The sequence below is a fragment of the Nocardia sp. NPDC003979 genome (assembly GCF_053605015.1).
On sequence record NZ_JBSGIJ010000003.1, the window covers coordinates 254,758 to 272,949 of the forward strand.

The following is an 18,192-nucleotide window of genomic DNA, read 5'->3' on the forward strand; positions in this document are numbered from 1 at the left end:
GAAGCTCACGCGTCCTCGTCGAGGAGGTTGCGGGTGCGGTTCGGGTCCACCGGGATGCCCGGGCCGGTGTTGGTCGAAACCGTGATCTTCTTGACGTAGCGACCCTTGGCGGTCGACGGCTTCACACGCAGGATCTCGTCCAGCGCGGCACCGTAGTTCTCCACCAGCTTCGAGTCGTCGAACGACGCCTTGCCGATGACGAAGTGCAGGTTGGCCTGCTTGTCGACGCGGAAGTTGATCTTGCCGCCCTTGATGTCGTTGACAGCCTTGGTCACATCGTTGGTGACGGTGCCCGTCTTCGGGTTCGGCATCAGACCACGCGGGCCGAGGACACGCGCGATGCGGCCGACCTTGGCCATCTGGTCCGGGGTGGCGATCGCGGCGTCGAAGTCGAGCCAGCCGCCCTGGATCCGCTCGATCAGGTCCTCGGCGCCCACGGCGTCGGCACCGGCGGCTTCGGCCTCGGCGGCCTTCTCGCCTGCGGCGAACACGATGACGCGGGCGGTCTTACCGGTGCCGTGCGGCAGGTTGACGGTGCCACGGACCATCTGGTCGGCCTTGCGGGGATCCACACCGAGACGGACGGCGACCTCGACGGTCGCGTCGGTCTTGGTGGTCGCGGTCTCCTTCGCCAGGCGCGCGGCGGCCAGCGGGGAGTACAGCTTGTCGCGATCGACCTTCTCAGCAGCGGCGAGATACGCCTTGCTTCGCTTTGCCATGTTTGTCTGTCCTTAATCTGGTTCAGAAGTGGTTGTCGGGCCTGGCCGGCCCTCCCACTCGGTTGTGGAAGATCAGCCTCAGCGTTGAATCGAAGGCTTCGCTGCGCCTACGTGGTTACGCTGCGCTGCCGCCTCCGGCGCTGACGCTCAGCCTTCGACGGTGATGCCCATCGAGCGCGCGGTGCCGGCGATGATCTTCGCGGCCTGCTCGATGTCGTTGGCGTTCAGGTCTTCCTGCTTGGTCTTGGCGATCTCCCGGACCTGGTCCATGGTGACCTTGGCGACCTTGGTCTTGTGCGGCTCGGCCGAGCCCTTCTGCACACCGGCGGCCTTGAGCAGCAGCTTGGCGGCGGGCGGGGTCTTCAGCTTGAAGTCGAACGACCGGTCCTCGTACACCGAGATCTCGACCGGGATGACGTTGCCACGCTGCGACTCGGTCGCGGCGTTGTACGCCTTGCAGAACTCCATGATGTTGACGCCGTGCTGACCGAGCGCGGGGCCGACCGGAGGGGCCGGGTTCGCGGCGCCGGCCTGGATCTGCAGCTTGATGATCCCGGCGAGCTTCTTCTTCTTGGGGGGCATCTTTCTTCCTTGGGTTTCGGTTCCTTACGGTTGCCGTAAGCCTGTTGCGGGATCGCTCCCACGCCGGGTCCAAGCCCGGCATTCGCGCACGACCGTCACACCGGGCGGAAAACGCCTGGAGGGGGTCTACACACGAACTGTCACACTCTACCGAACCGCGTCGCGGGCGCCGCAGCCGGGAGGGTCGGGAAACGACAACGGCACCGCCGAGGCGGTGCCGTTGCGAAGCTGGTTCGAGCTAGATCTTGGAAACCTGGGTGAAGTTCAGCTCCACCGGGGTCTCGCGACCGAAGATCGACACGAGCACCTTGAGCTTCTGCTGCTCGGCGTTGACCTCGCTGATGCTGGCGGGCAGCGTCGCGAACGGGCCGTCCATCACGGTGACCGACTCGCCGACCTCGAAGTCGACCTCGATGGTCGGCTTGCCCGCGGCGGCGGCACCGGTGTCGGCACCACCCGAAGCAGCGGCGGCGGCCGCCTTCTTCTGGGCCTGCGCACCGGCCGGGACCAGGAACTTCACGACCTCGTTGATGGTCAGCGGGGTGGGCTTGGCGCCCGGGCCGCCGCCGGTCATACCGACGAAGCCGGTGACGCCGGGGGTGTTGCGCACCGCGCCCCACGACTCGTTGTTCAGTTCCATCCGGACCAGGATGTAGCCGGGCAGCACCTTGCGGTTGACGTTCTTCTTCTGCCCGTTCTTGATCTCGGTGACCTCTTCGGTCGGTACCTCGACCTGGAAGATGTAGTCCTCGAGTCCGAGGTTCTGCACGCGGGTCTCGAGGTTGGTCTTGACCTTGTTCTCGTAACCGGCGTAGGAGTGCACGACGTACCAGTCGCCGGGGACGCGGCGCAGCTTGGCCTTCATCGACTCGACGGGGTCGGCTTCGGGGTCTTCCTCGGTGGGAACCGTGGTGTCCTCGACGACGGCGTCGGCGGCCTCGTCAGCGAGCTCGGTGGTGGCCTCGACCTCGTCGGCGGCGTTGTCCGCCGCGACAGTGTCGTCAACCGGGAACTCGTCGTTGGTGTCGTTCTCCGGGGTGCTCACTGAGGCACTCGCTTCCTGTGTCGTCACGTACATCCTCTGGGCCGGGTCGGGTGCGCGGAGGCACACTCCGCCGTTCCGGCCCGCGATCGGCTACCGGCGTGGGTGTCGGCGATCAGCCGAACAGCCAGTCGACACCCTTGACGAACGCTACGTCGATCCCGGCGATGAACGCGACCATGAAGACCACGAACACCAGAACGACGGTCGTATAGGTGACCATCTGCTTCCGGTTGGGCCAGATCACCTTGCGCAGTTCCGCGATGACCTCTCGCAGGAACTTGAGCAGCCGCTTGAACGGGTTGCCCGTCTTGGCCTTACCGGCAGTCTTGTCCGCCCTGCGCGAGTTCGACGGCCGGTCGAGCATGGCCACCGAACCGGTGGTCGCCGGAGAGTCCGACGTGCGCGCACGACGAGCAGTCCGCTTGCCGCTCGGCCGAGTGGCAGCGGCGGTATCGTCGCCGTCTTCGGCGCGAGTATCCCGCTCGTCCGTCACGTCGATCCTCTCTCGTCGCTGGCATTCAGGGCAGGGGCGACAGGACTTGAACCTGCAACCTGCGGTTTTGGAGACCGCTGCTCTGCCAATTGAGCTACGCCCCTTCGGTTGGACCGGCCTGGGCCGATACGTCCAACCACAATCGATATTCGATTATCGACTCTTGCGAGCCGTCTATCCCAGGGTCGGCATCACACACAACACGCGCGCCGCTTCCGTGGGAGCAGGCTCCCGGGAAGTCAGCGCGCAGCAGCCGGTGACCCCAGAGTCCCGAGTGTACGTTACCGCGTGGGCAATGTGCCAATCGGGACGCTCGACCAGGTCAGGCCAGCTGAACTGTTGCCGTGGCGCGGCCGAAGATCTTCTTGCCCGCCGATTTCGCCGTGATGGCGACGACGGCCGTTCGGGTCTCCGGGTCGACCGACTTCACCTTACCCGTGAAATCCACCTCGGCCGGGGCATCGGCACGCACGTAGACGGGGCTGGTGAAACGCACGTTGTATTCCTTCACCGCACCCGGGTCGCCGAGCCAGGAGGTGACGAATCCGCCGCCGAGGCCCATGGTGAGCATGCCGTGGGCCACCACGTTGTCGAGGCCGACGAGTTTGACGATCTCGTCACTCCAGTGAATTGGGTTGGCATCACCGGAGACGCCGGCGTAGTTCACCAGGTCGCCGCGGGTGAGCCGGACCGTCCGGGCGGGCAGTTCGTCGCCGACCGCGATGCTTTCGAAGGCGAGCGCGTGGGTACTGGACTGCGGTTCCGGGTTCTTGGTCACCGGGTCCGGGGTGATCGCGGTGAAGGCGTCGCTCGGCGCGTGGTGGGCCGGTTCGTCGTCGCCGAGACCGTGCATGAGCACATTGCGGACGGCCGCCGACATATTCGGATCGATATCGCCGCCGCTGCGTCCGATGAGAGTGGTGTAGGTGGTGAGCACCAATTCGTCGTCGGCGTCGGTGACGATGTTCTTGGTCACGATGATGTCGCCGCCGAATGCCTGCCGGAACGAATGCAGATAAACGTCACAGGTGAGCCGATCGCCGACGCGGATCGGCCGGTGGAATTCCAGGATCTGATCGGTCTGCATGATCTGGCTGAGGTCGTATCCGGTGACGATCTCCTCGAACAACCGGCGCTGGGCCAGGATGCCGACCAGGGAGATGAAGGTGAGCGGGGCGAGCAGACCGGAGTGGCCGTATTCGCGCGCGATGTCCTCGTCCCAGTGCACCGGGTGGTAGTCCTGCACGGCGCGGGCGTATTCACGCACCTTTTCGCGACCGACCTCGTAATAGTCGTCGACCCGGTAGTGGTGGCCGACCATCGAGGCCGCGTGGGCGGCGGGATCGAATGGTTCGGCGGCTGCGGCCGAGACCGCTTCGTCAGTTCCGGTGTTCACTGTCACAGCGTGGCACATTACCGACTTGTGCGCGCGCACCCCTGGCGACCGGTCTGGAAAACGCACGAAGGCCGGACTTTCGTCCGGCCTTCGGCAGATGTTTTTGTTTCGAATCAGCGCGATTCGCGGTGCGCCCGGTGGGTGCCGCAGTTCGGGCAGAACTTCTTCAGCTCGAGGCGGTCCGGGTCGTTGCGCCGGTTCTTCTTGGTGATGTAGTTGCGGTGCTTGCACTCTTCGCAGGCCAAGGTGATCTTTGGCCGGACATCGGTGGACTTCGCGGCCACGATATGCCTTCTTTCCGGTCTGGGCTGAGTCGTTATTGGTAGCGATGGCCGGACTTGAACCGGCGACACAACGATTATGAGTCGTTTGCTCTACCGACTGAGCTACACCGCCACGGCGGACCTATTACGGTGGGGCCGGCGGGAAAGTCGGTCACCACCGGCAATCCGGCGAGCCCCCTAACGGAATCGAACCGTTGACCTTTTCCTTACCATGGAAACGCTCTGCCGACTGAGCTAAGGGGGCATGACTACGTGGCACAGAGTCTTGGTCGGCGAACCGATCAGAGCGACCCCGTGCTCCGGCGTCCTGAAAGAGATTACACACTGCAACCGATGAGCACCAAATCGCCAGGTGGGAGCGGCTTTTTGCCGCCAACCAGACCACTGATTGCGCAAGCACATGGGTAACTCACCGGGTACGGGCTGACTCAGCGCCTCGATCAACCTTGCCGCGCCGAGAACCGGGTCACGCGCCTGAGTCTGGCCCAAAGTCCCGGGGAGGCGGAACAGAAAACCCCGCCGATCTTGATGATCGACGGGGTTCGATGTGGCAGATGTAGGATTCGAACCTACGTAGGCTTGCGCCGACAGATTTACAGTCTGCTCCCATTGGCCGCTCGGGCAATCTGCCTTGTGCGCCGTTTCCGGTGCGCTGAGCAGCTTACAACGAACCCACCCCGGGGATGCAAACCGCCTGCACAGACCCCCTGCGGGCGCGCGCTACGGCGCGTTACGGGTACAACTGTCTCGGCGGTGAGGCAGTCTTGCCGCGGAGTTGTACGGACCTTCCGAAGAACAGGAGCGCAGTGTGGCTGATTCGTCATTCGACGTGGTGAGCAAGGTCGACCGGCAGGAGGTCGACAATGCGCTGCATCAGGCGGAGAAGGAGCTGAACTCCCGCTACGACTTCAAGGGCACCGACGCCTCGATCGCCTGGTCCGGCGAGGAGGCCATCGTGCTCACCGCCAATGCCGAGGAGCGGGTGAAGGCGGCGCTCGAGGTGTTCAAGGAGAAGCTGATCCGGCGCGACATCTCGCTCAAGGCGTTCGACGCCGGCGAGCCGCAGGCCTCGGGCAAGGTGTTCAAGATCACCGGCACGCTGGTGCAGGGAATCGACACCGAGAAGGCCAAGAAGATCTCCAAGAAGATCCGCGACGAGGGCCCCAAGGGCGTGAAGGCGCAGATCCAGGGCGACGAGCTGCGGGTGAGCAGCAAGAAGCGCGACGATCTGCAGGCCGTGATCTCGCTGCTCAAGGGCGAGGACTTCGGTATCGCGCTGCAGTTCGTGAACTACCGCTAGTTCCTCAGTGCCGGTGCGTCCCGCCCGCCATCTCCTCGAGCCGCCTGATGCGATCGGCGGTCGGGGGGTGGGTGGAGTACCAGCGGGCGATGCGGTCGCCCGCGCGGAACGGGTTGGCGATCATCAGGTGTGATTCGCTGGTGATCTTCGGGTCCGGCGGCAGGGGGGCCGCCTGGACGCCCCGTTCGATCTTGCGCAGTGCCGAGGCGAGGGCGAGTGGGTCGCCGGTGAGTTCGGCACCGGATCGGTCGGCTTGGTACTCGCGGGAACGTGACACCGCCATCTTGATCAGCCCGGCCGCGATCGGGCCCAGCAGCGAGACAAGCAACACGCCGATGACATTGGGACCCTGCCCGTCGCGGTTGCCGAACGAACTGGCCAGGAACGCGAAGTTGGCCAGACCGGTGATGACCGAGGCCATCGCGCCCGCCACCGACGAGATGAGAATGTCGCGGTTGTAGACGTGCGACAGTTCGTGGCCGAGCACCGCGCGCAACTCGCGTTCGTCGAGTAATTGCAGGATGCCGCTGGTACAGCACACGGCCGCGTGCCGGGGATTGCGCCCGGTGGCGAAGGCGTTGGGCGCGTTGGTCGGGCTGATGTAGAGGCGCGGCATCGGCTGTCGCGCCGCGGTCGCCAGTTCCCGCACGATGCGGTACATGACCGGGGCCTCCAGCTCGCTCACCGGTTGGGCGTGCATGGCCTTCAACGCCAGCTTGTCGCTGTTGAAATAGGCGTAGGCGTTCATCGCCACGGCCAGCACGATCGAGATGACGAGGATGGTCGGGCTGCGGAACATCGCGCCGATGGCGACGATGAGCGCCGACATGGCGACCATCAGCCCGATCGTTCGCAGCATCGGTGCTCATCCGCCTCTCTGTTCCGCCTGCGCACCCCTGCACGCGAACGCAACCCCTGGTCTCGTACGAACATGGGTAACTCGTCGGGTACGAGCTGACCCAAGCGCCACGGAGGTCTTGCCGCCAACGCGACTCACCCCGCACCCAGTCTGGCCAAAATTCCCGGGGAGGCGGTACAGCTCGCTTTTGTTGAACGGGTGCGAGGTGCGAGAAGTTCCGGGTCAGCCGACTCGTTCGATGGTGTAGCGGACGAGGCGGGTGAGGGCGTCGTTCGCGGGGCCCGCCGGCAGGGCGGCCAGTTCGGCGTCGGCCAGGTCTGCGTATTCCTGCAGCTTGTCCTTGGCCATCGCCATGCCGGGCGAGCGGCGCAGCAGTTCCAGGGCCTCGTCGACCTCGGCGTCGGTGTCGAGCGGGTGGTCGAGCAGGGTGCGCAGGCGGTCGCCGTCGGCGCCGGACTCGCGCAGGGCGTAGAGCACGGGCAGGGTGTGCACGCCTTCGCGCAGGTCGGTGCCCGGCGTCTTGCCGGACTGTTCCGACGACGAGGAGATGTCGATGATGTCGTCGGAGATCTGGAAGGCGGTACCGACCGCGTCACCGAGGCGGGCCAGGCGTTCGACGTGCTCGCTGTCGGCGCCGGAGAAGGTGCCACCGAAGCGGCCCGCGGCGGCGATGAGCGAACCGGTCTTCTCCCACACCACCTTCAGGTAGTGCTCGACGGGGTCCTGGGTCTGCTTGGCACCCATGGTTTCCCGCATCTGACCCGTGACCAGCTCGGCGAACGTCTCGGCGATGATGCGCACCGCGTCGGGGCCGAGGGTCGAGGTGAGGCGGGAGGCGTGCGCGAACAGGTAGTCGCCGGCGAGGATGGCGATGTTGTTGCCCCAGCGCGAGTTCACGCTCTCGGCGCCGCGGCGCTGGGTGGCCTCGTCCATCACGTCGTCGTGGTAGAGGGTGGCCAGATGCACCAGTTCGACGACCGTACCCGCGGTGACCAGCGCCGGATCGGTGGGATTCGGGCCGAGCTGGCCGGCGAGCAGCGTGAACAGCGGCCGGAACCGCTTACCGCCCGCCCTGGCCAGATGTAACGCCGCCTCCTGCAGGAATTCCTCGCCGTCGGAGAGTTCGTCGACGAGCAGTTTCTCGACTGCGGCCAACCCATCGCGCACGGTGGCGGCGAGTTCCGGATCGACGAGATCGACCCCGGCAACCACGGTGCTCTCGTCGCTCACAGCCGATGTGCTCATTAGTTTCTCCCAGCGATGCGTCCGACCCCGACGGGTAGCAACCTAGCGTGTTCCTGCGCTACAGCCGATGAACCCCGTCACACGTGAGATTTCCCGGTGTACCCGACACTCTCGCACAACCGCGCGAAGTGCCAGTATTGAGCCATGGGTTCACCGGATGTCGTCCCCGCCGACCACGCGACGCTGCCCGACACCGTAGAGGTGCTCGTGGTGGGGGCCGGACCTGCGGGTTCCGCCTCGGCGGCGTGGGCGGCCCGCGCCGGACGCGATGTGCTGCTGCTCGATTCGGCCGTCTTCCCGCGCGACAAGACCTGCGGTGACGGCCTCACCCCGCGCGCCACCGCCGAATTGGAACATCTCGGGCTCGGCGAATGGTTGCGCGCGCACACGGTGAACCATGGTCTGCGGATGGCCGGATTCGGGCGTGAGGCGCTGCTGCCCTGGCCGGGCGGGTCGTTCCCCACCTACGGAAGTGCCGTTCCGCGAACCGAACTCGACAACACATTGCGGGAGACGGCGATCAAGTCCGGTGCCCGGATGGTCGACGGCGCGAAGGTCACCGAGGTGCTGCGCGACGGCGACCGGGTCACCGGGGTGACCGTGCGCATCGGCGACACCACGCACCCCGTGAACTGCCGGGTGCTCGTCGTCGCCGACGGGGTTCGCTCCCCCGTCGGCAAACAGCTCGGCCGCATCTGGCATCGCCGCTACGCCTACGGCACCGCCGCCCGCGCCTACATCACCTCCGGCCGCAGCGACGACCAGTGGATCTCCTCGCACCTGGAATTGCGCAATGCCGACGACCAGCTCGTCCCCGGCTACGGCTGGATCTTCCCGCTCGGCAACGGTGAGGTGAACATCGGTGTCGGTTCGCTGGCCACCGAGGCACGGCCGTCGCATATCGCGCTGAAACCGCTGCTCGAGCACTACACCCGGCTGCGCCGCGAGGAATGGGAGTTCGAGGGCGAACTGCGCGCGGTGGCCTCGGCGCTGCTGCCGATGGGCGGGGCGGTGTCGAACGTGGCCGGACGCAACTGGGTGCTGGTCGGTGACGCCGCGGGCTGTGTGAATCCGCTCAACGGCGAAGGCATCGACTACGGCCTCGAAGGTGGTCATCTGCTCGCCGACCTGCTCGACGAACCGGACCTGACGCGGGTGTGGCCGCAACTGCTGCGCGAGCGCTACGGGCGCACGTTCTCCGTGGCCCGCAGGCTGGCCGGGCTGGCCACGCACCCGAAGATGGTCCCCCTCGGCGGCCCGCCGGTGATGCGCTCGAAGTATTTGCAGCGCACCGCCGTTCGCGTGATGGGCAACCTGGTGACCGACGAGGACGACGACCTGACCGCCCGCCTATGGCGAACGGCCGGTCGCGCTTCCCTACGCGCCGACGACCTGGCGCCGTTCAGCTGAGCTTCGCGAACCAGCCCTCGATGAACTTGCGTTCGCTGTTGAGGACGCGCTGGTGCAGTTGTTCGGCCAGCGGCTCGATGGCGCCGCCCACCAGGGGCACCTTCACGGTGACGGTGCCGACGACCTCGATCTCGCTGCCCTCGGCGGTGGGACGCAGCTCGTAGGTGCCCGACATCTCGGTGGTGATGCCGCCGGTGCGCCCGGTGAAGCTGCCCTTGGCGACCTCGCCGTCCAGCGGCTGCCAGACATCGGTGCGGGCGAGCACGAGATCGCTCTTGAGAACCTTGCGGACCAGCGCGGGAACCTTGTCCCGGCCGGGTGTTTCGGTCATCTCGATGCGGATCGAATCCGGTCCGTCGGGATGGGAGAGTTCCAGCGTCGCGGTCTCGGCGGCGGCGAACCGCTCCTGCCAGATCGCGTCGTCGACGAGTGCCCGGTGAAGATCTTCGACCGGGACGGCATAAGGCACGGTGAAGCTGAATTTTCGGGACATGGTGGCACACGCTAGTGCAGCCCACCGTTAGGGTGGCGTGGTGTCGGAAACCAGCCAGTCGGATAGGTACTCCGATCGCCTGCGGCGGGTTCGTACCGGAATCCTCGGTACCGCGACGGTGATCAGCGTGCTCATGGTGCTGCTGGTACTCGCGGCGTGGCGCAACGATTACGAGATCGAGCACAACCGTGGGGTCACCTCCGGTGAGGTGCTCTCGGCGGGGCGGCTGCGTTCGGCGGTGATGTATGTGACGCCCGACAGCGTCACCCACAATCCGAAGGTCGGGATCCTCTATCCCACCAATCTCACCGCCGGTCAGCGCATCAACGTGGAGTACAGCACCCGCGACCCCGACCTGGTCCGGGTGGCCGGACGCGACGCGCGGGTGGCGATCGTGCCCGCCGCGTCGGTGATCGTGGTGGTGTGGGCGCTCGCGCTGCCCGCCCTGTGGCTGGTGCGGCGCAGACAGCGGTAACTTTCCCCTGCTGTTCGCCCCGGCTTCACGTCGGTGTGGGCGTGGCGCGCGGTGTGGCGGTCACTCTTGGAGTGTGCGCGTAGCCATCGTCTCGGAGTCTTTCCTGCCGAACATGAACGGCGTCGTCAATTCCGTGCTCCGGGTGCTCGATCACCTGGACCAGCACGGGCACGATGCCATGATCGTGGCGCCCGATACGCTGCGCGGCGCACCGCCCGCCCCGCGCCTGCACGGCCGGTTCCCGGTGCATCGGGTGCCCGCGATGATGGTGCCGAAGGTGAGTTCGCTGCCCGTCGGCCTGCCACAACCCGGGATCACCGCCGCGATCGCCGAGTTCGACCCGGACGTGGTGCATTTGGCTTCGCCATTTCTGCTTGGCGCGGGCGGGCTCGCCGCCGCCACCCGCCTCGACCTGCCCTCGATCGCGGTGTACCAGACCGATGTGGCCGGTTTCGCCAAGAGCTACGGGCTCGGACTGGCGGCGCGGGCGGCTTGGGCGTGGACGCGCCGGATCCACGAGGGAGCCACGCGCACGCTCGCCCCGTCGTCGGCCGCCGCGGCCGACCTGGCCGAACACGGAATTCCCCGGGTGCACCGGTGGGGGCGCGGCGTGGATATCGACCGGTTCAACCCGGCCGCGCGCAGTGCCGAACTGCGGGCGAGCTGGCTGGGCTCGAGCGAGCGGTTGGTGGTCGGGTTCGTCGGCAGGCTCGCGCCGGAGAAGCATGTGGACCGGTTGGCCGCGCTCGCCGACGACCCGTCCATTCAGCTCGTCGTGGTCGGTGACGGGCCGGAGCGGGCGCGGCTGAGCAGGCTGATGCCGCGCGCGGTGTTCACCGGCGAGCTGGGCGGGTCCGAACTGGCCACCCATTACGCCAGCCTCGATGTGATGGTGCATCCGGGCGAGCACGAGACGTTCTGCCAGGGCGTGCAGGAAGCGTTGTCGTCGGGGGTGCCGGTGATCGGGCCCGACGCCGGTGGGCCGCGTGACCTGATCGCGCACTGCCGCAACGGTTATCTCCTGCCGGTGGACCGGTTCGCCGAGTTGCTGCCGAGCGCGGTGTCGGCGCTGCGCGACGCCGACCAGCGTGCCCGGTTCGCGGCCGCGGCACGCAAGTCGGTGTTACACCGCACCTGGCCCGCCATCTGCACCGAACTGATGGGCCACTACGCCGACGTCACCGGGATGCGGCAGCGGTTGCCGCGCTCGGCCTAGCCCCGAGCGGGCGGATAAGCTCGAATCGTGGCGACAACAGAGCAGCGGGAACCGATTCGGGCTTCGCTGGACAAGCAACCCCACGAGGTCGCGTCGATGTTCGACGGTGTGGCGAAACGCTACGACCTCACCAACACGGTCATCTCCGGTGGTCAGGACCGGTACTGGCGGTGGGCGACACGACGCGCGCTCGCCCTTCGCCCCGGCGAGCGGGTGCTCGACCTGGCCGCGGGCACCGGTGTGTCCACCGTGGAACTCGGCAAGTCCGGCGCCTGGTGTGTGGCCGCCGACTTCTCCCAGGGCATGCTCGCCGCGGGCCGGTTCCGGCAGGTGCCGATGGTGGCGGGCGACGCGATGGCGCTGCCGTTCGCCGACGACTCGTTCGATGCGGTGACTATCTCCTTCGGTTTGCGCAATGTGGCCGATATCGACTTGGCGTTGCGTGAGATGCTGCGCGTCACCAAGCCGGGCGGCCGGCTCGTGGTGTGCGAATTCTCGACCCCGGTGTTCGGGCCGTTCCGCACCGTCTACATGGAGTACCTCATGAAGGCGCTGCCCCGGGTGGCGCGCGCGGTGAGCTCCAACCCGGATGCCTACGTGTACCTGGCCGAGTCGATCCGGGCGTGGCCGAATCAGCGCAGGCTGGCCAGGCGCATCGCCGACGCGGGCTGGGACTCGGTGCAGTGGCGTGACCTCACCGGCGGTGTCGTCGCCCTGCATCGCGGCTACAAAATGGGCTGACCTGCGCCGATTTCACCGGGTGAGTCCGGTCACGCAGGGCACCCGTTCGGATCTGCGGCAAACCTCGGAAGATCCCCTGATCAGGGACTATATTTCGGTGGCAACCTCACAGCCGGGATTTCGACCGGTGAGGTCGATTGTCACCTGGACATAACGTTCGTTAAATCGAGCGCAACGCCGGGTGCGGATGATCGGTGCCATGACAGGTCAGCGCTCGGACACGCCTACCCGCGTCACCACGCAGGGCGCCCGAGCATGCCGAGGGGGGCGCGCATGACCGGCGACGACTCTGTGCGCACGCAGTGCTCGTACTGCGGCGTCGGCTGCGGCATCTCCGTCCGGACCACGATCGACCAGTCCGGCGCACCGGTGATCGCCAAGGTGAGTGGCGACAAACTGCATCCCGCGAACGCGGGGCGACTCTGCACCAAGGGCGCGACGCACGCGGAGATGATGGCGGCGCCCGGCCGGATGAGCACCGCCTACCACCGCCCCGAACGTGGACAAGCGCCCGTCCCGCTGTCGGTGGACGACGCGGTGCGCGAAACCGCCGACCGGCTGCGCGCGATCCTCGACGAACACGGTCCCGACGCCATCGCGCTCTACGTGTCCGGGCAGATGTCGCTGGAAGCCCAATACCTGGCGACCAAACTCGCCAAGGGATACCTGCGCACCAAACACATCGAAGCCAACTCGCGGCTGTGCATGGCCAGCGCGGGCACCGGCTACAAGCAGTCCCTCGGTGCCGACGGGCCCCCCGGTTCCTACGACGACTTCGAGCACGCCGACCTGTTCTTCGTCACCGGCGCGAACATGGCCGACTGCCATCCGATCCTGTTCCTTCGCATGGCCGACCGGCTCAAAGCCGGCGCCAAACTGATCGTGGTCGACCCGCGGCGCACCGAAACGGCCGCGCGCGCCGACCTGTTCCTGCAGATCGCGCCGGGCACCGACCTCGCCCTGCTCAACGGCCTGCTGCACCTGCTCGTCGCCGACGGCGCCATCGACACCGACTTCATCGCCGAACACACCGATGGCTGGGAGGCGATGCCCGAGTTCCTCGCCGACTACCCGCCGGAACGGGTCGCCGAACTCACCGGGCTCGCCGAAGCCGACATCAGGACCGCGGCGACCATGATCGCCGAGGCGGGCGAGTGGATGTCGCTGTGGACGATGGGGCTCAACCAGTCCACGCACGGCACCTGGAACACCAATGCCCTGATCAACCTGCACCTGGCCACCGGCGCGATCTGCCGACCCGGCAGCGGGCCGTTCTCGCTGACCGGCCAGCCCAACGCGATGGGCGGGCGCGAGATGGGTTACATGGGGCCGGGGCTGCCCGGTCAGCGCAACCTGCTCTCCCCCGCCGACCGCGCCTTCGTCGAGACCGCGTGGGACCTGCCCGAGGGCACGCTGCGCACCGAAGCGGGGCCGGGAACCATCGACATGTTCGCCGGTCTGGCCGATGGTGAGATCAAGGCGGCGTGGATCATCTGCACCAATCCCGTTGCCACCGTGGCCAACCGGAAGACGGTGATCGCCGGGCTCGAGGCAGCCGAACTCGTGGTGGTGCAGGACGCCTACACCGAGACCGCGACCAACTCCTATGCCGATCTGCTGCTGCCCGCCACGCTGTGGGCGGAAAGCGATGCGGTGATGGTGAATTCGGAACGCAATGTCACCCTGTTGCGCCGATCCGTCGACCCGGTCGGTGAAGCCCGGCCCGACTGGCTGCTCATCGCCCAGGTGGCCACCGCCATGGGTTTCCCCGGTTTCGACTTCACCTCCAGCGCCGAAGTTTTCGACGAGTTGCGCCAGTTCACCAATCCCGCCACCGGTTACGACCTGAGCGGTATGAGTTACGACCGCCTGCGTGAGGGCCCGATGCAGTGGCCGTGCAACGACAGCGACAGCCCACGCAACCCGATCCGCTACCGCAACGACGGCATCCACCAGCCGCTGCACGTAGATGCCGACGGTCACACCCCCGCGCTGGCCTTCGCCACGCCGAGCAGGCGCGCGGTGTTCTTCCCACGCCCCCACCTGCCCGCTGCTGAACTTCCTGATGACGACTACCCCTTCCTGCTCAATACCGGTCGGCTGCAACATCAGTGGCACACCATGACCAAGACCGGCAAGGTCACCAAACTGACCAAACTCAACCCGGAACCGTTCGTCGAGGTGCACCCCGACGACGCCGCCCGCCTCGACCTGAAACCTGGCGATCAGCTCGAAATCGCCTCCCGTCGTGGGCGAGCCGTTCTCCCGGTCCGCATCAGCGACCGGGTCCGTCCCGGCGACTGCTTCGCTCCTTTCCACTGGAACGACGAACAGGGGGAATACCTGACGATCAACGCCGTCACCAACGACGCCGTCGACCCCACCTCCCTGCAACCGGAGTTCAAGGCGTGCGCGGTCGCGCTGCGCCGTGTGGGTCCGGCGCCGGAATCTTCGACGGGAGTTCCGATGCAGCAAGGTTCCCCAGAGGCCGGCCGGTTGCCCCAACAGGCCATGCCGGCCGGGCAACCCGCACCGTCGACCGCGCACACTGGTCAGCCGTCAGCCGACACCCGTCAACCGGTCGGGTTCGCCCCGGCGGTCCCGGGGCCCGGTCACGGTGGTCCGCATCCGTTGGCTGTGATGCTCGGACTCGATGCGGGGATCTCGCCGTTACTCAGCGAGGCCGAGCGCATCTATCTCGGTGGGTATCTCGCTGCGCTGCAATCTCTTCCGGTGTCCGGTCAGCCCGTGCTGCCTGCCACCGCCCCGCTGTCACCGCAGGCCCGCTTGTGGATCGACGGCATGTTGGCCGGCATGTACTCCCGGGGTCCCGGCACTGCCGGTGAATCCGCCGGCAGCCCTGGCACCGCAATGCCGGTCGGTGGGCAGTTGTTCGGTAACCCTCCCTTCGGAGACTTCAGCTCAGGCGGTGCGGTAGCCACCGACGGACCCACCGGCGATGCGGTTCTCGGCCGACCGGGTGCCGTAGGCGTCTCGGCGGGCGGAGCCGAGCCGGGAGCGGGTGGTGCGTTATCCACAACTGTGACGGTGTTGTGGGCTTCGCAAACCGGCAACGCTGAGGAGCTGGCCGCCTCGGTGGCGGCGCGGCTCGCCGATGGCGGGTTCGCGCCCAAGCTGCTCGACATGGACTCCTGCGAGCCCGCCGCGCTGGAAGGTGATGTTCTCGTCGTCACCAGCACCTTCGGTGACGGTGGTCCGCCGGACAACGGTGCCGACTTCCTCGCCCGCCTCGAGGACACCGCCGTCCGCCTCCCCCGAGTCCGCTACGCGGTCTTCGCCCTCGGCGACTCCTCCTACGACGACTTCTGCGGGCACGGCCGCACCCTCGACACTCTTCTCGCCGCGCGCGGCGCCCACCGCCTACTCCCCCGCGTCGACAGCGAACCCGATTTCGACGACGCCGCCGACCAGTGGCTCACCGATGTCCTCGCTGCCCTCACCCCGGCGTCCGGCCCCGGTCCGTCGGCGTCCGGCGTTGGTTCGCCGCCGGGGTTCAGCCCCATGCCCGCCAGTACCTGGCCACCTGGATTCATGGCGACGACCCCGCACACCGCTACACAGGGCGCCACACCACACCCATATCCCGAACAGGCCGCGAGCCGACCGAGCGGTCGAGGCGGCGCCTCCGTCCTCGATCGCCCGCAGACCGCACCTTCGCGGCGAGCACCCGCCGCACCCTTCACCCGTCAGTCCCCCGTCCTCGCCACCCTCATGCGCAACGAAGTGCTCAGCGCACCGGGATCACCGAAAGAGGTGCGCCGCTTCGGTTTCGACCTGCACAACCTCGATGCCACCTATGAGGTGGGCGATTCCCTGGGTGTGCTGCCGACCAACTGTGACGACCTCGTGGCGGAGTGGCTCGCGGCGACCAGCCTCGACGGACGACGCGCGGTGGAGGTCGACGGGCGGGAGCTGCTGCTCGCCGACGCACTGCGCACACATTTCGACATCACCAAGGTGAGCAACGATCTGCTCGGGTTCATCGCCGAGCGAAATCCGCACCCGCAACTGGCCAAACTGCTGCGCCGGGACAACCGCAACGAGTTGGCGAGTTACCTGTGGGACCGGCAAGCCGTGGACGTACTGCGGGACTTCCCGGTGCGGACCGACCTGGTCGACTGGCTCGGTGCACTGAAAAAGCTGCAGCCGCGCCAGTATTCGATTTCGTCCAGCCCGCTCACCACGCCGGACGAGGTGCAGCTGACGGTGGGTGTGCTGCGCTACGGCGACCCGGTGGGTGATTCGGTGCGCCGAGGCGGAGTGTGCTCGACCTTCCTGGCCGATCGCGCCGGTGCCGAGGTGCCGATCTTCCTCCAGCGGGCACCGCATTTCCGTCCACCGCTCGACCCGAACGTGCCGATGATCATGGTCGGCCCCGGTACCGGTATCGCTCCTTTCCGTGGGTTCCTGCACGAACGCCGGGCCGTCGGCGCGACCGGGCGCAACTGGTTGTTCTTCGGCGACCAGCACGCGGCACACAACTTCTACTACCGCACCGAGCTCGAGGACATGTTCCGCTCGGGCTTCCTCACCCGCCTCGACCTGGCCTTTTCTCGCGATCAACGCGAGCGGATCTATGTGCAGCACAGGATGATCGAGCACGGCGCCGAGTTGTGGTCGTGGCTGTGCGAGGGCGCCCACTTCTACGTGTGCGGCGACGCCGCTCGCATGGCCAAGGACGTCGACGACACCCTGCTGCGGATCGCCCGCATCCACGGCAAGCTCGACGAGGCGGGCGCGCTGGCCTTCAAGAAGCAACTGGTCGCCGAGAAGCGCTACGTACGCGACGTGTACTGATCAGGCCGCGCGGACCACGGGCGGGTTGAGCCGGGCGAAGTCCGGTAAGCGGTGGTACGGGTAGTAGGGGTACGGGGGTGTGGTGGCGCTCGCCGCGTCGAGGGCGGCGAGGTGTTCCGGGTCGAGTTGCCAGCCGACGGCGCCGAGGTTCTGCCGCAGCTGTTCCTCGTTGCGGGCGCCGATCAGGACGGTGGCGACGGTGGGACGGGTGAGCAGCCAGTTCAGGGCGATCTGCGGGACGCTGCGGCCGGTCTCGGCCGAAATGGTGTCGAGCACGTCGACGACCTCGTAGAGGTGCTCGTCGTCGACGGGTGGACCGGCTTGCGCCGTGTCGTGCAGTCGACTGCCCGCCGGAAGTGGCTGGCCACGACGGACTTTCCCAGTGAGCCGGCCCCAGCCCAGCGGGCTCCACACCACCGCCCCGACACCCTGATCGGCGCCGAGCGGCATGAGCTCCCACTCGTAGTCGCGTCCCACGAGCGAGTAGTAGACCTGGTGCGCAACGGGTTTCGGAAGGTCGTGCGCCTCCGCGGTGGCCAGGGTTTTCATCAGTTCCCAACCGGCGAAGTTGGAGACACCGACATAGCGGATCTTGCCTGCCTGCACGAGATCGCCCAGCGCCGAGAGAGTTTCGAGCAGCGGCGTGCCGGCGTCGAAGGCGTGCAGCTGGAACAGGTCGAGATAGTCGGTACCGAGGCGGTGCAGCGACGCATCGACCGCGCGGATGAGCCTGGCCCGGCCCGCACCGGCGTCGTCAGCACCGGGACCGGTGGGTAGCGCCGACTTGGTGGACAACAGCACCTTGTCGCGCCTGCCCTTGACCGCGGCGCCGAGCACTTCCTCGGACGCACCGTCGGAATAGACATCGGCCGTGTCGAACAGGGTGACCCCGGCCTCGAGGCTGACGTCGATCAACCGCCTGGCCTGGGCCGCGTCGGTATCGCCCCACGCGCTGAACAGGGGACCACGCCCGCCGAAGGTGCCTGCCCCGAAACCGAGAGCCGGAACGTGCAGACCCGAAGCGCCGAGCCGCCGATACTCCATGAGAACTCCTAAAGGGTCTATAGTTTCGTTAATGCTTCGGACAGTACACCCGATTCGCCGTAAATGAAACAG

16 protein-coding genes and 4 tRNA genes are annotated in these 18,192 nt (G+C 67.1%); 6 read left to right on the forward strand and 14 right to left on the reverse strand.

Annotated features, from left to right (window positions below):
• Positions 1-5: 5 nt before the first annotated feature.
• The 10 genes from rplA to ACWEVR_RS07910 form a co-directional block, all read right to left on the reverse strand.
• Positions 6-719, reverse strand: a complete 714-nt coding sequence (gene rplA / locus ACWEVR_RS07865; protein ID WP_067485065.1) for a 50S ribosomal protein L1 — start codon at positions 717-719, stop codon at positions 6-8.
• A gap of 147 nt (positions 720-866) precedes the next feature.
• On the reverse strand, positions 867-1,301 hold the full coding sequence (gene rplK, locus ACWEVR_RS07870) for a 50S ribosomal protein L11 (RefSeq protein WP_067485062.1): 435 nt from the start codon (positions 1,299-1,301) through the stop codon (positions 867-869).
• 238 nt (positions 1,302-1,539) lie between these two features.
• Positions 1,540-2,346 carry a transcription termination/antitermination protein NusG gene (nusG, locus tag ACWEVR_RS07875; RefSeq protein WP_452466526.1) on the reverse strand — a complete coding sequence of 269 codons (807 nt, stop codon included), beginning with the start codon at positions 2,344-2,346 and terminating at the stop codon, positions 1,540-1,542.
• Positions 2,347-2,458: 112 nt separating this feature from the next.
• A complete protein-coding gene (gene secE, locus ACWEVR_RS07880; protein ID WP_452466284.1) occupies positions 2,459-2,839 on the reverse strand; it encodes a preprotein translocase subunit SecE in 381 nt (126 codons plus the stop codon).
• Positions 2,840-2,870: 31 nt separating this feature from the next.
• A tRNA-Trp gene (locus tag ACWEVR_RS07885) sits at positions 2,871-2,943 on the reverse strand.
• Positions 2,944-3,161: 218 nt separating this feature from the next.
• Positions 3,162-4,235, reverse strand: coding sequence for a fused (3R)-hydroxyacyl-ACP dehydratase subunits HadA/HadB (locus ACWEVR_RS07890; protein ID WP_452466285.1), 1,074 nt, complete (start codon positions 4,233-4,235; stop codon positions 3,162-3,164).
• Positions 4,236-4,348: 113 nt separating this feature from the next.
• On the reverse strand, positions 4,349-4,519 hold the full coding sequence (gene rpmG, locus ACWEVR_RS07895; protein WP_019049401.1) for a 50S ribosomal protein L33: 171 nt from the start codon (positions 4,517-4,519) through the stop codon (positions 4,349-4,351).
• Between the two features lie 36 nt (positions 4,520-4,555).
• Positions 4,556-4,631: transfer RNA gene (locus tag ACWEVR_RS07900), tRNA-Met, on the reverse strand.
• 59 nt (positions 4,632-4,690) lie between these two features.
• Positions 4,691-4,763 (reverse strand) — tRNA-Thr (locus ACWEVR_RS07905).
• A 304-nt stretch (positions 4,764-5,067) separates the two neighbouring features.
• Positions 5,068-5,150, reverse strand: a tRNA-Tyr gene (locus ACWEVR_RS07910).
• Between the two features lie 177 nt (positions 5,151-5,327).
• On the opposite strand from ACWEVR_RS07910, the gene ACWEVR_RS07915 reads away from it, so the two are divergent.
• Complete coding sequence (locus ACWEVR_RS07915) at positions 5,328-5,819, forward strand: YajQ family cyclic di-GMP-binding protein (protein ID WP_067485050.1); 492 nt, start codon at positions 5,328-5,330, stop codon at positions 5,817-5,819.
• A 4-nt stretch (positions 5,820-5,823) separates the two neighbouring features.
• Here the strand turns inward: ACWEVR_RS07915 and htpX are convergent, their stop codons facing one another.
• Both htpX and ACWEVR_RS07925 read right to left on the reverse strand, forming a co-directional pair.
• A complete protein-coding gene (htpX, locus tag ACWEVR_RS07920; protein WP_452466286.1) occupies positions 5,824-6,678 on the reverse strand; it encodes a zinc metalloprotease HtpX in 855 nt (284 codons plus the stop codon).
• Positions 6,679-6,900: 222 nt separating this feature from the next.
• Entirely contained in the window at positions 6,901-7,923 is a 1,023-nt protein-coding gene (locus ACWEVR_RS07925; RefSeq protein WP_452466287.1) for a polyprenyl synthetase family protein, read from the reverse strand.
• A 144-nt stretch (positions 7,924-8,067) separates the two neighbouring features.
• Between ACWEVR_RS07925 and ACWEVR_RS07930 the strand changes: the two genes are divergently transcribed.
• On the forward strand, positions 8,068-9,333 hold the full coding sequence (locus tag ACWEVR_RS07930) for a geranylgeranyl reductase family protein (protein ID WP_452466288.1): 1,266 nt from the start codon (positions 8,068-8,070) through the stop codon (positions 9,331-9,333).
• Here ACWEVR_RS07930 and ACWEVR_RS07935 read toward each other — a convergent pair.
• Positions 9,326-9,826, reverse strand: a complete 501-nt coding sequence (locus ACWEVR_RS07935; protein ID WP_067641876.1) for a DUF2505 domain-containing protein — start codon at positions 9,824-9,826, stop codon at positions 9,326-9,328. The genes ACWEVR_RS07930 and ACWEVR_RS07935 overlap by 8 nt on opposite strands.
• A gap of 40 nt (positions 9,827-9,866) precedes the next feature.
• Between ACWEVR_RS07935 and ACWEVR_RS07940 the strand changes: the two genes are divergently transcribed.
• The 4 genes from ACWEVR_RS07940 (at position 9,867) to ACWEVR_RS07955 (ending at position 17,076) form a co-directional block, all read left to right on the forward strand.
• On the forward strand, positions 9,867-10,301 hold the full coding sequence (locus tag ACWEVR_RS07940; protein WP_067485868.1) for a DUF3592 domain-containing protein: 435 nt from the start codon (positions 9,867-9,869) through the stop codon (positions 10,299-10,301).
• Between the two features lie 73 nt (positions 10,302-10,374).
• Complete coding sequence (locus ACWEVR_RS07945; protein ID WP_357148478.1) at positions 10,375-11,517, forward strand: glycosyltransferase family 4 protein; 1,143 nt, start codon at positions 10,375-10,377, stop codon at positions 11,515-11,517.
• 27 nt (positions 11,518-11,544) lie between these two features.
• On the forward strand, positions 11,545-12,258 hold the full coding sequence (locus ACWEVR_RS07950; protein ID WP_067641878.1) for a demethylmenaquinone methyltransferase: 714 nt from the start codon (positions 11,545-11,547) through the stop codon (positions 12,256-12,258).
• Positions 12,259-12,531: 273 nt separating this feature from the next.
• A complete protein-coding gene (locus ACWEVR_RS07955) occupies positions 12,532-17,076 on the forward strand; it encodes a molybdopterin-dependent oxidoreductase (protein WP_452466289.1) in 4,545 nt (1,514 codons plus the stop codon).
• On the opposite strand, the gene ACWEVR_RS07960 is transcribed toward ACWEVR_RS07955, so the two are convergent.
• Positions 17,077-18,120: an aldo/keto reductase gene (locus ACWEVR_RS07960; protein ID WP_452466290.1), complete on the reverse strand. Its 1,044-nt coding sequence runs from the start codon at positions 18,118-18,120 to the stop codon at positions 17,077-17,079.
• Positions 18,121-18,192 lie beyond the last annotated feature (72 nt).

Coding starts and splice junctions, on each gene's coding strand:
- rplA (WP_067485065.1), bottom strand. CDS start 719: ATGGCAAAGCGAAGCAAGGCGTATCTCGCCGCTGCTGAGAAGGTCGAT.
- rplK (WP_067485062.1), bottom strand. CDS start 1,301: ATGCCCCCCAAGAAGAAGAAGCTCGCCGGGATCATCAAGCTGCAGATC.
- htpX (WP_452466286.1), bottom strand. CDS start 6,678: ATGCTGCGAACGATCGGGCTGATGGTCGCCATGTCGGCGCTCATCGTC.
- ACWEVR_RS07925 (WP_452466287.1), bottom strand. CDS start 7,923: ATGAGCACATCGGCTGTGAGCGACGAGAGCACCGTGGTTGCCGGGGTC.
- ACWEVR_RS07930 (WP_452466288.1), top strand. CDS start 8,068: ATGGGTTCACCGGATGTCGTCCCCGCCGACCACGCGACGCTGCCCGAC.
- ACWEVR_RS07935 (WP_067641876.1), bottom strand. CDS start 9,826: ATGTCCCGAAAATTCAGCTTCACCGTGCCTTATGCCGTCCCGGTCGAA.
- ACWEVR_RS07955 (WP_452466289.1), top strand. CDS start 12,532: ATGACCGGCGACGACTCTGTGCGCACGCAGTGCTCGTACTGCGGCGTC.
- ACWEVR_RS07960 (WP_452466290.1), bottom strand. CDS start 18,120: ATGGAGTATCGGCGGCTCGGCGCTTCGGGTCTGCACGTTCCGGCTCTC.